Origin of the sequence: Psychrobacillus sp. FSL K6-2836 (genome assembly GCF_038003085.1) — a bacterium.
Taxonomy (GTDB): domain Bacteria; phylum Bacillota; class Bacilli; order Bacillales_A; family Planococcaceae; genus Psychrobacillus.
Window position 1 is genome coordinate 13,863 of record NZ_JBBOOM010000004.1, and the last position, 14,103, is coordinate 27,965.

General features: G+C 35.2%; 17 protein-coding genes. 12 read left to right on the forward strand and 5 right to left on the reverse strand.

Translation table 11 applies throughout. From position 1 onward, the window contains the following. The first annotated feature begins 207 nt into the window (after nucleotides 1-207). The 6 genes from MKY37_RS22000 (at nucleotide 208) to MKY37_RS22025 (ending at nucleotide 6,598) form a co-directional block, all read left to right on the forward strand. The gene (locus MKY37_RS22000; protein WP_340780348.1) at nucleotides 208-1,962 is read left to right on the forward strand and encodes an ABC transporter ATP-binding protein; all 1,755 of its coding nucleotides are present in this window, start codon (nucleotides 208-210) and stop codon (nucleotides 1,960-1,962) included. Continuing rightward, nucleotides 1,962-3,746 (forward strand): ABC transporter ATP-binding protein, encoded by a 1,785-nt coding sequence (locus tag MKY37_RS22005; RefSeq protein ID WP_340780350.1) that lies wholly within the window; start codon nucleotides 1,962-1,964, stop codon nucleotides 3,744-3,746. The genes MKY37_RS22000 and MKY37_RS22005 overlap by 1 nt, the downstream gene beginning before the upstream one ends. 239 nt (nucleotides 3,747-3,985) lie before the next feature. After that, the gene (locus tag MKY37_RS22010; RefSeq protein WP_340780351.1) at nucleotides 3,986-4,630 is read left to right on the forward strand and encodes an SDR family oxidoreductase; all 645 of its coding nucleotides are present in this window, start codon (nucleotides 3,986-3,988) and stop codon (nucleotides 4,628-4,630) included. Between the two features lie 322 nt (nucleotides 4,631-4,952). After that, nucleotides 4,953-5,663, forward strand: coding sequence for a cytochrome c biogenesis CcdA family protein (locus MKY37_RS22015; protein WP_340780352.1), 711 nt, complete (start codon nucleotides 4,953-4,955; stop codon nucleotides 5,661-5,663). Nucleotides 5,664-5,682: 19 nt separating this feature from the next. Further along, entirely contained in the window at nucleotides 5,683-6,048 is a 366-nt protein-coding gene (locus MKY37_RS22020) for a response regulator (protein WP_340780353.1), read from the forward strand. Nucleotides 6,049-6,121: 73 nt separating this feature from the next. Beyond that, a complete protein-coding gene (locus tag MKY37_RS22025) occupies nucleotides 6,122-6,598 on the forward strand; it encodes a CcdC family protein (protein WP_445323082.1) in 477 nt (158 codons plus the stop codon). Between the two features lie 31 nt (nucleotides 6,599-6,629). On the opposite strand, the gene MKY37_RS22030 is transcribed toward MKY37_RS22025, so the two are convergent. Further along, nucleotides 6,630-7,082: a DUF2621 domain-containing protein gene (locus MKY37_RS22030; RefSeq protein ID WP_340780357.1), complete on the reverse strand. Its 453-nt coding sequence runs from the start codon at nucleotides 7,080-7,082 to the stop codon at nucleotides 6,630-6,632. A 115-nt stretch (nucleotides 7,083-7,197) separates the two neighbouring features. On the opposite strand from MKY37_RS22030, the gene MKY37_RS22035 reads away from it, so the two are divergent. The 4 genes from MKY37_RS22035 to MKY37_RS22050 all read left to right on the forward strand — a co-directional run bounded on the left by MKY37_RS22035 (nucleotide 7,198) and on the right by MKY37_RS22050 (nucleotide 8,535). Beyond that, nucleotides 7,198-7,413 carry a DUF1659 domain-containing protein gene (locus MKY37_RS22035; protein WP_340780358.1) on the forward strand — a complete coding sequence of 72 codons (216 nt, stop codon included), beginning with the start codon at nucleotides 7,198-7,200 and terminating at the stop codon, nucleotides 7,411-7,413. 24 nt (nucleotides 7,414-7,437) lie between these two features. Beyond that, complete coding sequence (locus MKY37_RS22040) at nucleotides 7,438-7,650, forward strand: DUF2922 domain-containing protein (RefSeq protein ID WP_340780359.1); 213 nt, start codon at nucleotides 7,438-7,440, stop codon at nucleotides 7,648-7,650. A 67-nt stretch (nucleotides 7,651-7,717) separates the two neighbouring features. Then, nucleotides 7,718-7,840 (forward strand): YvrJ family protein, encoded by a 123-nt coding sequence (locus MKY37_RS22045; protein WP_093535645.1) that lies wholly within the window; start codon nucleotides 7,718-7,720, stop codon nucleotides 7,838-7,840. A 104-nt stretch (nucleotides 7,841-7,944) separates the two neighbouring features. Then, nucleotides 7,945-8,535 carry an SCO family protein gene (locus tag MKY37_RS22050; RefSeq protein ID WP_340780361.1) on the forward strand — a complete coding sequence of 197 codons (591 nt, stop codon included), beginning with the start codon at nucleotides 7,945-7,947 and terminating at the stop codon, nucleotides 8,533-8,535. Nucleotides 8,536-8,571: 36 nt separating this feature from the next. On the opposite strand, the gene mscL is transcribed toward MKY37_RS22050, so the two are convergent. Further along, the gene (gene mscL, locus MKY37_RS22055) at nucleotides 8,572-8,949 is read right to left on the reverse strand and encodes a large conductance mechanosensitive channel protein MscL (protein ID WP_340780362.1); all 378 of its coding nucleotides are present in this window, start codon (nucleotides 8,947-8,949) and stop codon (nucleotides 8,572-8,574) included. 134 nt (nucleotides 8,950-9,083) lie between these two features. On the opposite strand from mscL, the gene MKY37_RS22060 reads away from it, so the two are divergent. Further along, nucleotides 9,084-10,571, forward strand: coding sequence for a putative bifunctional diguanylate cyclase/phosphodiesterase (locus MKY37_RS22060; RefSeq protein ID WP_340780363.1), 1,488 nt, complete (start codon nucleotides 9,084-9,086; stop codon nucleotides 10,569-10,571). A 17-nt stretch (nucleotides 10,572-10,588) separates the two neighbouring features. Continuing rightward, nucleotides 10,589-11,257, forward strand: coding sequence for a lytic transglycosylase domain-containing protein (locus tag MKY37_RS22065; RefSeq protein ID WP_340780365.1), 669 nt, complete (start codon nucleotides 10,589-10,591; stop codon nucleotides 11,255-11,257). 237 nt (nucleotides 11,258-11,494) lie between these two features. Here MKY37_RS22065 and MKY37_RS22070 read toward each other — a convergent pair whose 3' ends face one another. The 3 genes from MKY37_RS22070 to yfkAB form a co-directional block, all read right to left on the reverse strand. After that, a complete protein-coding gene (locus tag MKY37_RS22070) occupies nucleotides 11,495-11,746 on the reverse strand; it encodes a GlsB/YeaQ/YmgE family stress response membrane protein (RefSeq protein WP_211894362.1) in 252 nt (83 codons plus the stop codon). Nucleotides 11,747-11,822: 76 nt separating this feature from the next. Further along, nucleotides 11,823-12,374: a cysteine hydrolase family protein gene (locus tag MKY37_RS22075; RefSeq protein ID WP_340780366.1), complete on the reverse strand. Its 552-nt coding sequence runs from the start codon at nucleotides 12,372-12,374 to the stop codon at nucleotides 11,823-11,825. Nucleotides 12,375-12,968: 594 nt separating this feature from the next. After that, nucleotides 12,969-14,069 carry a radical SAM/CxCxxxxC motif protein YfkAB gene (yfkAB, locus tag MKY37_RS22080; RefSeq protein ID WP_445323083.1) on the reverse strand — a complete coding sequence of 367 codons (1,101 nt, stop codon included), beginning with the start codon at nucleotides 14,067-14,069 and terminating at the stop codon, nucleotides 12,969-12,971. Nucleotides 14,070-14,103: the final 34 nt, after the last annotated feature.

The following is a 14,103-nucleotide window of genomic DNA, read 5'->3' on the forward strand; positions in this document are numbered from 1 at the left end:
CACTTTATCCATTATATACGGTTTTTAACCTGACAAATTAAAAATAGTGAAATTTATTTAAAAAAGTGAATAAAGTGTTAACTTTCTAATATTAGTTGAGCCGATGAAAGTATTTCAGAAACCGAATTATTTTGTTTTTCATCTATCGGAATGTTCGAATATTTGCTAAAATAGTAAAGTCTTAATATATATAGTGGGGGAAGAAAAGTGAAAGTATTCTTGGATTTAGGTTGGTTTTTTAAACAAAGGAAAAAGCAATATCTAATTGGAATTCTAATGTTACTGTTTGTTGCATTTCTACAACTATTACCACCAAAAATTATTGGGTATATAGTTGATGAGATCAGTCAAAATTCATTAACAACTGAATTTTTAGTGAAATGGTTAGGTGTCTTAGCATTAGCTTCAATTGGGATGTATATTTTACGTTATTATTGGCGTATTATGATTTTCGGTTCAGCAATATTCTTAGCAAGACAATTAAGAGAAAATTTGTTTCGCCATTTTACAAAAATGTCTCCGTCTTTTTATCAAAAAAAGCGTGTTGGGGACTTAATGGCGCATGCGACGAATGACCTTTCAGCAGTACAACAGACAGCGGGAGCAGGTGTACTGACGCTTGTAGATTCGTTAGCAACAGGAGGGTTTGTAATCGCGGCAATGGCGATAACGATTAACTGGAAGCTAACATTGATAGCATTGCTACCATTGCCATTAATGGCTATTTTAACAAGCTACTACGGAAAACTGTTACATCAGCGCTTTCGGTATGCACAAGAAGCTTTTTCAAATTTAAATGATAAATCACAGGAAAGTATTTCCGGTGTGAAAGTCATTAAAACATTTGGGCAGGAGAAAGAGGATACAGAGGATTTTGTTCAATTATCGCAAGAAGTAGTAGATAAAAACATTCGTGTGGCAAAGGTGGATGCATTATTTGATCCGACAATCTCATTAATTGTTGGGATGTGTTTCTTCCTATCTATTGTATTTGGTACTCGTTACATACTTGCTGGAGAAATGTCGATAGGGGATTTATTTGCTTTTACCTCTTATCTTGGATTACTCGTTTGGCCAATGCTCGCGTTTGGTTGGCTTTTCAATATTGTGGAGCGTGGTCGGGCATCTTATGATCGTATTAATAATTTAATGGATGAAAAGATCGAAATAGATGATAGTCCGGATGCAGTGGATGTAAAGCCAGAAGGAGATATTTACTTTCAAATGGAGGAATTTAAATTTCCAGGAGATGATCGAGCTGCATTACATCATGTAGATTTTACCCTTAGACGAGGTGAAACATTAGGTATTGTCGGTAAAACAGGTGCTGGGAAAACAGCTATATTAAAACTGTTAATGCGAGAATTTGAAGGATATACAGGGGAAATTATGTATGGAAATCATGCGATTGACAAGTACAAAAAAAGAAGCTTACGTGAAGCAATCGGTTACGTACCACAGGATCATTTTCTATTTTCTACTACAGTTGCAGGTAATATAGCATTTGCCAATGCAGGTGCTACTATGGAGGCTGTGGAGGAAGCTGCAAAACTGGCTTATATACATGAAGATATTTTACAGTTTACTAATGGCTATAATACAGTTGTTGGAGAACGTGGTGTATCGTTGTCAGGTGGGCAAAAACAGCGTATATCTATTGCACGGGCGCTGATGATGGAGCCCGAGTTACTTATTTTAGATGATTCTTTATCGGCTGTAGATGCTAAAACCGAAGAAGCCATATTAGAAGCATTGAAAGCTAAACGTAGTGATGAAACAACCATTATTACCTCTCATCGATTAAGTGCGATTCAACACGCACATCAGATCATTGTGATGAATGATGGAACAATTGTAGAAAAAGGGTCCCATGAACAATTAATGGAAAAGCAAGGAATGTATTACGAAATGTATCAACTACAGCAGCTAGAATCATTAGTGGAACAAGGGGGTGAATCATAATGAATGAAAAACAGCCGCAACTGACAGGAAAAGACCAGTGGGTAGTTTTCAAACGTTTACTCAGCTACTTGAGGCCACATAAAAAAGTAATTGCGATCGCTCTACTTTTACTAATATTAACTGTAACCGGTGATATTCTTGGTCCTTATTTAATCAAAACATATATGGATGATTTTTTAACACCGAGACATTTTCCAACGGGTCCGCTTGTTGGTCTTGCAGTAGGTTATATATTTATACAAATTGGAAACGTAATTGTCAGCTATTTTCAACTACTAACTTTCCAAAAGCTAGCACTGAATATTATTCAACAGATGCGAATTGATGTATTTACGAAAGTACACAAGCTAGGAATGCGCTACTTTGACAAAACTCCTGCGGGTAGTATTGTATCTCGTGTAACAAATGACACAGAGGCGATTAAAGATATGTTCGTTAGTGTCTTGGTGGGATTTGTACAAAGTGGTTTTTTAGTAATCGGTGTATATATTGCCATGTTTATATTAAATGTAAAACTAGCTCTTGTTACAACGATTTTATTGCCAATAATGGCTGTCATTATCCTGACGTATCGAAAACATAGTTCGGTAGTTTACCAGGATCTTAGAGAACGACTAAGTCAATTAAATGCAAAGCTTGCAGAGTCATTACAAGGAATGACAATGATCCAAGCATTTAGACAGGAAGATCGTCTGCAGGATGAATTTAATGAGATAAATGATTCACATTGGAATGCAGGAAAACGGAACATCAAACTAGATAGCCTATTGCTTCGACCTGCAATAGATTTGGTTTATGCCTTAGCCATTATTATGGTGCTTAGTTATTTCGGGATTACCTCTATGAACAATATTGTAGAAGTTGGAGTTATCTATGCTTTTGTTACGTATATCGATCGTTTCTTTGAGCCGATCAATCAAGTGATGCAACGACTATCCATTTTCCAACAAGCAATTGTTGCAGCTTCAAGGGTTTTCAAATTACTAGATGAGAAAGACTTAGCTCCAAATCAACAAAACAATGAATTTGCAAAAATTCAACAAGGGAAAATTGAGTTTCAAAATATCACTTTCTCGTATGATGGGAAAACGGATGTGCTGAAGAACATTTCGTTTACTGCAGAGCCTGGTCAAACTGTAGCGTTAGTTGGTCATACTGGTAGTGGGAAAAGTTCTATTATTAATTTGCTTATGCGCTTTTATGAATTTGAACAGGGTGATATTAAAATAGATGGTCATTCTGTGAAAGATTTCAAATCAGAAGAAATGCGTGAAAAAGTAGGGCTTGTATTGCAGGATCCATTTATGTTTTACGGGGATATCGAAAGTAATATTCGTCTTCATGCTAATGATATGACGGATACAGAAGTAAGAGAAGCAGCAGAATTTGTACAGGCAAATAATTTTATCGAAAAACTACCAAATGCTTATAAACAAAAGGTAACAGAAAGAGGTTCAACTTTCTCTAGTGGGCAGAGACAATTGGTCGCATTTGCTCGTACAATTGCTACTAATCCAAAGATTTTAGTGCTCGATGAAGCTACTGCGAATATTGACACGGAGACGGAAGTTGCTATTCAAAGTAGTTTAGAAAAAATGAGAAAAGGGCGAACGACTATTGCAATTGCCCATCGTTTAAGTACGATACAAGATGCAGAGCTAATACTTGTGCTGCACCATGGGGAAATAGTGGAACGTGGAACTCACCAAGAGTTGTTAAACCAAAAAGGTTTATATCATAAAATGTATCTATTACAGAACAATGTTGTGGATGATATCGCATAACTATTACATGCAAATAAACCAGCATGAGTTTAGACTCTTGCTGGTTTATTGCATTTGGGGAGATTGTAGAAGTGTGACGGGCAACGCCATAAAATTACCGAAAAAAAGAGATATTGGTTTAGCACGTTTTTTCTTAACTATCAAGATCAACTCATTTCGCAAAGCGAGCTGATAAATTGTAATGACATTTCACTTATGAAAGGATAGAGAGGGTTACAATTTTGAAGGGAGACGATCTGATGAAAGTAGTAATAATTGGAGCAAACGGACAAATTGGACAGCATGTAGTAATGGAATTACAACGGAGTGACACTCATACGGTGACCGCAGTGGTCCGAAAAGAAGAACAAGCGCAAAAGCTTAAAGCTAACAACATCCAAGCAATTGTAGCTGATTTAGAAGGCTCAGTCGATGATCTTGCAAAAGCAATCACTGGAGCAGATGCAGTTATTTTTATAGCTGGTTCAGGGGGGCATACAGGTCCTGACAAAACATTATTAATTGATTTAGATGGTGCTGTGAAAACGATGGAAGCTGCTAAACAGGTAGGGATAGATCGTTATATTATGGTAAGCGCATATGGTGCGGATAAACGTCAAAATTGGAACGAAGGAATGCGTCCCTATTATGTAGCGAAACACTACGCCGATCGGTTGCTAGAAGCAAGCGGTTTAAATTACACAATAGTTCGGCCGGGTGGACTTGTAAACGAGCCGTCAACCGGAAAAATTGCGGTAGGGGCTGAAGCTAACCCAAGTACGATCACACGAGAAGACGTAGCGCATACACTTATTGCTACATTGGAAAATGAAAAAACCTACAAGAGAGCATTTAATTTAGTTAACGGAGAACATTCAATTGAAACTGCATTAAAGAGCTTATAATTCGAATAGAATAGTCTTTTCATAATTTACGAGTAATAAAATCTGCCTCTTAAGAATTTACTTATATGAGAGGCTTTTTTATTGTAAAAAAACTCTAATAATTTTGTATTCAAGTCTTTCACAAAGGTTGCAGATTTGCTAAACTTAAAAAGTCATATTAGATATTTTGATAAAGCTTATATTATCTAATATACTTGCTTCCAAAAGGAGTAATAGAGAACTACCTGATTAAAAGAGTCAAAAAGCTGTCACAAGCAATTATGAGGTCAAACAAAAGAAAATTTGTTACGATAGGTACAGAAATTCGGAAAGGTTGACTGCCGTGAGTACAGATGTAAACATTCTATTGGCATTTGGTGCGGGCTTTTTAAGTTTCATTTCACCTTGTACGCTACCATTGTATCCTGCATTTTTATCATACATTACAGGAATGTCATTAGAAGAAATAAAAACAGACAAGAAATTAATGCAAAAAAGGGGAATGCTTCATACATTATTCTTCTTATTAGGTTTTTCTATCATATTTGTTGCTATAGGTTTTGCAACGTCATTGGTAGGTACATTTTTCATACAATATGACGATCTACTTCGTCAAATTGGAGCAATATTCATCGTCATATTCGGTTTAGTCATTGTTGGCTTATTTAAACCAGAATTTTTAATGAAAGAAAAGAAAATTCAATTTAAAAATCGACCTGCCGGTTATTTGGGAACGATTATAATCGGTATGGCTTTTGCGGCGGGTTGGACCCCATGTACAGGACCTATCTTAGCAGCCGTTATCGTAATGGCTGGATCAAATCCTGACGCCGGTATTTGGTATATGCTTGCTTATGTACTTGGCTTTGCTATTCCATTTTTCGTATTGTCTTTCTTTGTCACACGCCTTAACTGGATACGCAAAAATAGTAATTTAATCGTAAAAGTTGGCGGTTATATTATGATTGCTCTTGGATTGATTTTATTTTTTGATGGTTTAACGTATATTATTCGTATATTAAGCCCGATTTTCGGAGACTTTACTGGATTTTAAAGTGAGGGGGACAATGCAAGTGCCAACAGTATTAGTAGTAGATGATGCCATATTTATGCGCACGACGATTAAGAGAATGCTAGAAAATCATCAGTTTGAAGTTGTTGGCGAAGCATCTAATGGATTAGAAGCAGTAGAGCTTTATAAGACGCTTTTACCAGATGTCGTAACGATGGATATAACAATGCCTGGTATGAATGGGATAGAAGCTGTCAAAGAAATTATTGCAGAATATCCAAATGCTAAAATAGTGATGGTTACTGCCCTAGGTCAACAAAAGTTAATCGTGGATGCACTGGAGTTTGGAGCAAAAGACTTTATCACAAAACCTTTCGATCCAGATCAAATTGTAAATGTGTTACATAATGTTACTTCAGATATGTAGGAACTTATAGTATAGTAACAGAAGAAATAAAAGATATGGGGAATTACTAATGTTAGATAAAATATCTCCAAATATGATGCTGATTGCTTCCACAGTGGTCGCAATTGGTATGGGAATACTCGTTACAACAGTTCGTGCGAAATCTGCTAAGCGGCCAGCAAGTGTGAAAAAGATATTATTACCACCTATGTTCATGTCAACTGGTGCTTTAATGTTCGTTTTTCCGTATTTCCGTGTTACTTTGATGGAATTTATAGAAGCAATTGGAGTAGGAATGCTATTCTCTATTGTTCTTATTTGGACCTCTAAATTTGAACGAAGAGACGGAGATATATATTTAAAGCAATCGAAGGCATTTATATTCATCTTGTTCGGTTTGTTGATTGTACGTATTATAGGGAAAATAATACTAAGTTCTACTATCGACATAGGTGCACTTAGTGGTATGTTTTGGATACTAGCATTCGGAATGATTGTTCCTTGGAGAATTGCCATGTATGTGCAATTTAAAAAATTACAAAATAAGATAGAAAAAGTGAGCGTCCTATAAACTAGGAACGCTCACTTTTTTTGTTATTGATTTAATTTGATGGCCTGTCCACTGACAGTTCAAAATACTTGTTGAAAGGTGTTACATCAATGTTCAATTCAGCAAGCTTTTTTCGCAAAAATTTATGATCTCGTTTTGGAGTGGCAATAATATATCCGCGTATCAACAGTTCCCGAGTAATAGATGTTGCTTTTTCCTCTATAGCTAACTGCCCAATTTTCCCAGCTATTTTTTGTTTAGCTACTGGTCTGAACAAATCAGGAACTGGAGAAACCAATTCATTGAGCAGATGCTTTTGCTCATCATTCCAAAGATGTATTGTTTGATCTACGTAGTATTCTTCCCAATCTAAATCAGATTTACCGTCTTTCTTAGGTAGTGCCTTTCCGAACTTGCGGAACATAAAGAAACCGCCAATTCCCATAAGCATCACTAAAAGTACAACCCAAAAAAGGATAAACCATAAAAACCAACCTTCTAGCAAACTATTCACCTCATTCTCTTATATTCAGTATAAGTTGTTCCGTAAAATATTTCATCCTCCATGTATACTTTCTTTTAAAAAAGTTCTATTTAGTAATTGAAAGGAGGGGATACACATGGCAAATCTAGAGTATAAGCATGCAGTTTTAAAACTCATTTTTGAAGGAGAGGTAACCGAAGATGGTAAGATGATAACAAAGTCAAAATCTTACCGTAATATTCGATCAAATGTAACAGCAGACCAACTTGAAACTGTTGCTACAACACTTAGTTCATTTTCCGAGAGACCATACATCGGAGCAGAAAAGATTGAAACAATGCAAGTAATCTAATAACTGGAAAGGAGACAGGAGGAAATGAGTAAAACACTACAGCTACAATTTGAAACAGCACTCGGAAAGAATATCACAATATCAGTAGATGAACCGAAAAGCAATCTAACAGAAACGGATCTTCAAACAGGAATGCAGGCAATTATTGCAAGTAATGCTTTTCAATCAGATGGATCCCCTTTGGCTGTTATTAAAAGTGCCAAGGTAGTAGACAGAACTGTTACCGAAATTATTTAACACGCTAAAGACTCTCCCGAAAAGGAGAGTCTTTTTAAAAGAATAAAAAAGGATGGATGTGAATAATATGGAGCAGTGGCTAAGTGTAATTCAAGATGTTGGCTTTCCGATCTTTGTGTCATTTTATTTGATGCACCGAGTGGAAACAAAACTAGAAGAAATAAAAAACGTACTATTATCGCTAAATTAGTGCATTTATTCACAAAACTGTTGAAATAAATAAGGCAATGTAGTTGAAGGTGGAAAATTGTTTCGTTAAGATGAGGGTATGAAGAGAAAAGCGAGGTCTCATGAATGAAAAAGTTATTTGTAGTATTATTTATTTCCGTACTTGTTCTTGTTGGCTGCGGTAGCAGTGGCAATTTTGAAGCACAGACAAACTGGGAAGTTTCCGATTTTGAATATGAAAATCAGCATGGAGAGATGGTTTCTTTAGAAGATTTAAAAGGAACAGTATGGTTATCGACATTTATTTTCACAAATTGTGAAACAGTATGTCCTCCAATGACATTCAATATGAGTGACATTCAAGAAATGTTAAGTGAAAAGGGTATTGAAGATTATAAAATTGTTGCATTTAGTGTCGACCCAGAAGTTGATACTCCAGATAAACTTCAGGAATATATCGGAAATTACGATGTAGTAGATGAAAGTAAATGGGAGCTCTTAACTGGCTATTCACAGGAACATATTAGTGGCTTTGCAGCTGATTCCTTTAAGACCTTAGTTAGAGATGATCCGAATACAAACCAAGTTATTCATGGTACGTCTTTCTATTTAGTAGACCAAAATGGTGTAGTTGTAAAAAACTATAGCGGTAATACTGATGTGCCTAAAGAAGAAATTGTAATTGATGTGGAAACATTAATCGAAGATGGAAAATAAAAATCAGCCTTTCCAAATGGAGAGGCTGATTTTTATTTATGCGTTATTTTGCTTTTTCAATAAATCTCTAATCTCTTCCAATAATACCTCTTTCGAATCAACGGGAGGTGCTTCTTTTGTAACTGCCACAACATCCTCTTTACGTTTAAACTTAGATAATAGTCGAATAAACATGAAAATAGCAAAAGCAACAACTAGAAAATCAAAAACGGATTGTATGAAATTACCGTATAAAATTTCTTTATAATGTAAAGAAGAAAACTTACCACTAGGAAGTAGTAAACCAATAGTTGGCATGATTATATGCTCTACTAACGATGTAACGATCTTTCCAAAAGCCGCTCCAATCACAACAGCAACTGCTAAATCTAGCACATTACCTTTAAAAGCAAACTCTTTGAAGTCTTTCCACATATTTTTCACCTCCATACTGTCATACTACAAAAAAATCAATAGTTTGTATATACCGACATTTTCCACATTTAGACTATTGTTTATACTGATTTTATGCTATTGTTTTTATAGAATTCAAGCAAGGAGGTGTCCTTATGAAGGTGAAAAAAACATATCGAAAAATATCGTTTCGAATTGTTATTATCTATATAATCATCAGTTTGTTCTGGATACTATTATCTGATGTATTATTATTCAGATTCTCCCCAGAAAGTCTGTTTATATCGATGACGAAAGGTATCATTTATATAAGCTTAAGTGCACTTTTACTTTTGTATTTGATGAAGCAATCCTGGAGTGTTCAAAATGACCTCATCGCAAAAGAGTATGAAGATGACTTGACGGGACTTCAAAATAGGAGCTCTTTGCAAAAGAATTTAACAAATATTATACATAATAAGGAAAGATTTCATTTGTTATTTATCGATTTTGATCGATTTAAGATGATTAACGACTTATATGGACACGAAATAGGGGATATTGTACTAAAGAAGGTCTCCGACACATTACGAGATAATTCGCATATTAGATTCTCAGATGTTATATCTAGATGGGTAGCGGATGAATTTATAGTCATATTGAAGAATAAATCGGATTATGAAGTAGACTTGTTTGTAAGTAGCATACTAGCAGAAACTTCCGTTCCGTTACATATTGCTGGTAAAGAAATAGTGAATCATATTAGTATTGGTTCAGTTCATTACCCACACGATACGACAAAGAGCTCTGAACTATTACGATTTGCAGAAATTGCAGCAGAAGAGGCGAAGAAAAATGGTGGGTTAACCCACATAAGATATCGAAAAGAATTATCTGATAAAGTAAATAGAGAATTATATTTAGAAGAAGGTTTAAAGCATTCCTTAGAAAAACAAGAACTATTTCTTAACTTCCAACCACAGATTTCAACAAATACACAGGAGATTATTGGTGTAGAAACACTCATTCGTTGGGTTCACGATGAACAAACAATATCACCAGGAGAGTTCATTCCGATTGCTGAAAAAAGTGGGCTGATTATTCAAATAGGTGACTATGTACTACGCGAAACATGTAAGAACATTCCTTGTATTGAAGATACAATAGGGAAAAGTTTATACTTTAGTGTAAATGTATCAGCTAGACAATTTTATCAAAAAGATTATATTTCTAGAACAAAACAAATAATTAAAGAAACTAATATTAATCCAGCTAAAATTGTATTAGAAATTACAGAATCCATCATTATGGAGTATACTGATTTTGTAATTGAATCATTGCATGAGTTAAGAGAATTTGGCTTTCAAATAGCAATTGATGATTTTGGTACGGGATATTCTTCGTTTAAATATTTAGAATTGCTTCCGGTGAATATTATTAAAATAGACCAAAGCTTTACACAGTCTATTGATAAGGTTAGAACCAAAGCAATTGTACAATCCATCATTTCCCTTGCGCATAACTTAGATATGCAGATTTTGGCGGAAGGAGTAGAAGATCTCTTCCAAGTGAATAGTTTGAAAAAAATGAACTGTCATTTTTTACAAGGATATTATTTTAGTAAACCTTTAACATTAGATAATCTTTTACAGCAATATAAGTAGAATAGGTGAATGAGTAGATGAAGAAACAAAAGGGAATATCCTATAAAACAAAGGTTTGGACGATTGTGTTACTTCTTCCTTTTACCATAACAATTTATATACTAGCAATTATAGGATGGAAAGAACTAGTAAAAATACCAGTTGTACAAGAATGGGCTGAAACGCTTCAAAAAAGTACCGTAAAATTGGATGTGCCTAACGAATATATTGATTTGTATAAAAAAGCAGAAGAAAATTATGGTGTTCCTTGGACATTATTGGCTGCTCACCATCGCATCGAGACTAGATTTTCGACGATGGATCCTTTACTTTCCCCTGCTGGTGCTGAAGGACATTTGCAATTTATGCCCTGTACTTTTGTTGGTTGGTCACACCCAAGCTGTGGGGGATTGGGCAAAGGAGAAATTCCTGAAAAGGATAAGGTTAATCCAGCTATTATTGAAAAATATGGTGGGTATGGGGTAGATGCTAATAATGATGGTAAAGCTGATCCGTACGATTTAGAGGATGCAGTATTTAGTGCAGCCAATTATCTCGCAGCAAGCGGTGCTGCTGATGGTGAGATTGAAAAAGCTATTTTCAATTATAATCATAGCGAGAAATATGTGAAGGACGTTCTTCATTTTTATCATTTGTATGAAAATCAGTTAAAAGAAATTCAAGCAGCATATGCGCCCAAAAAATAAGTAAAACCGGGTAAAAGAACACCATGTCCTTCACAGTCAAAACCTGTTTCTATTGTTTTCGAAGGGCTTTGGACAGACGTGTTGCAATATTATCGCCGAGTCCATCTGAAACTGAAATCATAGGATTATTCATACCATCAAAACCCGTGAACGCAGTGTTTACGCTAAGTTTTTAATACTTTCTTAATCTTTAAAAAAGGAAGTACTCATAATGAGTACTTCCTCTTTTTTGGAGTATTAAGCTTTACGCATAGCTTTTAAGATAAAGCTCAGTACAAGTACTAAAATAATCGCACCGATCAATGCTGGAATAATTGCCATATCCCAAATAACTGGTCCCATGTCAGGGAATATTAATCCACCGATCCATGCACCGATAATACCAGCGATAATATTACCAATAATTCCTCCTGGTATGTCTTTACCTAAAATAAGACCTGCTAGCCAACCGATTATACCACCTATTATTAAATACAAAATGAATCCCATTATTTCCATCTCCTTATGAATGAATTATTGCTTCACACTCTTTATATATCCATTCATAAGTATTAATAAACCTATGTCAATTATTTTTTATAACTTTTGCACCTAAGGAACTGGTAAAATGGCCTAAAGCCCATTCGTGACCGGCAGAATTGAAGCTTGCCACGGCATCTTTATATACAACAATTTCATAACCCAAGTTGTAAGCATCTACCGCAGTGTGGAGAATACAAATATCTGTACATACTCCAACTAAATGAATTTCCTCCACTTTTCGCTCGCTAAGTAATTGCTGTAAGTTCGTTCCGGCAAAAGAGCTGTAACGCGTCTTATCTAGCCAAATGATTTTTTCCTTATTGTCTTCGTAAAGCTTATTTAGCTTACCATACAATTCTCTTCCTTTTGTTCCTCTTATGTTGTGCGCGGGGAAAAGTTTGGTTTCCGGATGAAACAAGTCATTTCTTTCATGTAAATCCACAGGTAGGACAACGAGCTCATTTTCCTCGAGGAATTTTTTTGTTAACGAAACGATCGTATTTTCAATTTCTTGACCAGGTTTACCACAAGTCAATGCACCTTCATCTGAAACAAAGTCTACTGTATAGTCAATAACTAATAACACCTTTTTCACGAATGTATCGCCTCCTCTTTACTTATTTTTAGTATGAAGTAAAACTGCAAAATATCTAGCAAAATATTATAATTAATTTATTCTAAATATTTTGTATTTTTAGGTTAATTGTATTATAATATTGAAAAAAGGGAGTGGAGAACATGGATATTCGTAATAACAAAAGGCTAAATAAGCAAGGAGTATTTTTAGCAATTCTCCATACAATAATTATTCTAAATTTAACAATTGACTTTTTCTTCGTTCATTAATATTTGTTTAAAGGGCAGTTTGCAGCTGCCCTTTATACTGTAGCTATAATAAATTTTATGTATTAATAGAGGCTGGGACAGAAGTAGAAATTTTATTGGATAAGGAGAAACTTTTACTAAATAATGGGTATTTAATAAAATTGATTGAAATGGAGGGGCGACTCCTACGGGAATAGCGTGACGCCTGAGACTACAGGCTCAGGCCACGCCCGTGGAAAGCGTCCTCCGTAACGGAGAACAACGGCTACAAGTAGACATAAAAATAAAGCAGTTCAAATTTTACTCATCGTAAAATTTGAACTGCTTTTAATTTTGAGGTGAGTTCTGTCCTAGCCTCTTTTTCTTATTTTACAGATCCACTAACAAACTGATCAGCTTTATAATACATATTTTTTACTAAAATATTTGGTCCTAAGCATTTAACTGCTGGACAATGGCAATTAAGTGATTTCGAAAGCGGAGTATCTAACCACTTATCAAAAATGGTTGGAAGTGTATCTGTTTGTATATTGCCTAGAGCAGGCGCATCCCCAAAATCAGTGACAATAACCTCGCCAGTAAATATGTTAACATTCAGTCGTGAACGACCATCAGGATCATTTCTTGTAGACACATTTTTTGTTTGACGTAGTCGCTCTAATAATTGAATGCTTTTGTCATTTTGACTGCATGGATAAAAGGGTAATGTTCCAAATAACATCCATACATTGTCATCCCGAAAATCTAGTATTTGTTCAATTGCTTCATGTGTTTCTTCCAATGTTAGTGTCGTTAATGCGCTAGCAAAATCGGAAGGGTACATAGGGTGAATTTCATGGCGAGCACATTTCATCTCATCCACTATTTGCCTATGAATATGCTCTAAATAGGGGAGTGTTTTTTTGTTCAACATCGTTTCAGCTGAAACCATTACACCAGCTTCAGAAAGCATACGGCTATTATCTATCATTCGTTGGAATAAGCTAGCTCGCTGTTCATATGTAGGTTTTCGCTCCATCATAGCAAATCCAGTTTCGACAAATTCATCTACCGTTCCCCAGTTGTGGGAAATATGTAAAACATCTAAATAAGGAGCAATCAGTAAGTAACGTTCAGGCTCTAATGTTAGGTTGGAATTCATCTGTGTACGAACGCCTCTATTATGGGCATACTTTAACAAGGGGAGAACGTAATTAGTAATGGATTTTTTGGATAGCATAGGTTCTCCACCCGTAATACTAATAGTTTTTAAGTGAGGAATCTCTTCTAAACGTTGGAGGATTAGTTCTATTGGAATTGCATCAGGATCTTTCGTTTGTAATGTATATCCTACTGCACAATGCGCACAGCGCATATTACATAAAGTAGTTGTTGTAAATTCGATATTGCTTAAGGTTAGCTTTCCAAATTGCTCCATGTCTCGGTATGCTTCCCACGGATCGTTTATTGGATTCATCGTTTTCATTTCTATCATTAGTTAAACTTCCTTTCCAGTAATA

Excerpts from the sequence above, each read along its gene's own strand:
- MKY37_RS22005 (WP_340780350.1), top strand. The coding sequence starts at position 1,962 with ATGAATGAAAAACAGCCGCAACTGACAGGAAAAGACCAGTGGGTAGTT.
- MKY37_RS22010 (WP_340780351.1), top strand. The coding sequence starts at position 3,986 with ATGAAAGTAGTAATAATTGGAGCAAACGGACAAATTGGACAGCATGTA.
- MKY37_RS22025 (WP_445323082.1), top strand. The coding sequence starts at position 6,122 with ATGATGCTGATTGCTTCCACAGTGGTCGCAATTGGTATGGGAATACTC.
- MKY37_RS22035 (WP_340780358.1), top strand. The coding sequence starts at position 7,198 with ATGGCAAATCTAGAGTATAAGCATGCAGTTTTAAAACTCATTTTTGAA.
- MKY37_RS22040 (WP_340780359.1), top strand. The coding sequence starts at position 7,438 with ATGAGTAAAACACTACAGCTACAATTTGAAACAGCACTCGGAAAGAAT.
- MKY37_RS22045 (WP_093535645.1), top strand. The coding sequence starts at position 7,718 with ATGGAGCAGTGGCTAAGTGTAATTCAAGATGTTGGCTTTCCGATCTTT.
- MKY37_RS22050 (WP_340780361.1), top strand. The coding sequence starts at position 7,945 with ATGAAAAAGTTATTTGTAGTATTATTTATTTCCGTACTTGTTCTTGTT.
- mscL (WP_340780362.1), bottom strand. The coding sequence starts at position 8,949 with ATGTGGAAAGACTTCAAAGAGTTTGCTTTTAAAGGTAATGTGCTAGAT.
- MKY37_RS22060 (WP_340780363.1), top strand. The coding sequence starts at position 9,084 with ATGAAGGTGAAAAAAACATATCGAAAAATATCGTTTCGAATTGTTATT.
- MKY37_RS22065 (WP_340780365.1), top strand. The coding sequence starts at position 10,589 with ATGAAGAAACAAAAGGGAATATCCTATAAAACAAAGGTTTGGACGATT.
- MKY37_RS22070 (WP_211894362.1), bottom strand. The coding sequence starts at position 11,746 with ATGGGATTCATTTTGTATTTAATAATAGGTGGTATAATCGGTTGGCTA.
- yfkAB (WP_445323083.1), bottom strand. The coding sequence starts at position 14,069 with ATGAAAACGATGAATCCAATAAACGATCCGTGGGAAGCATACCGAGAC.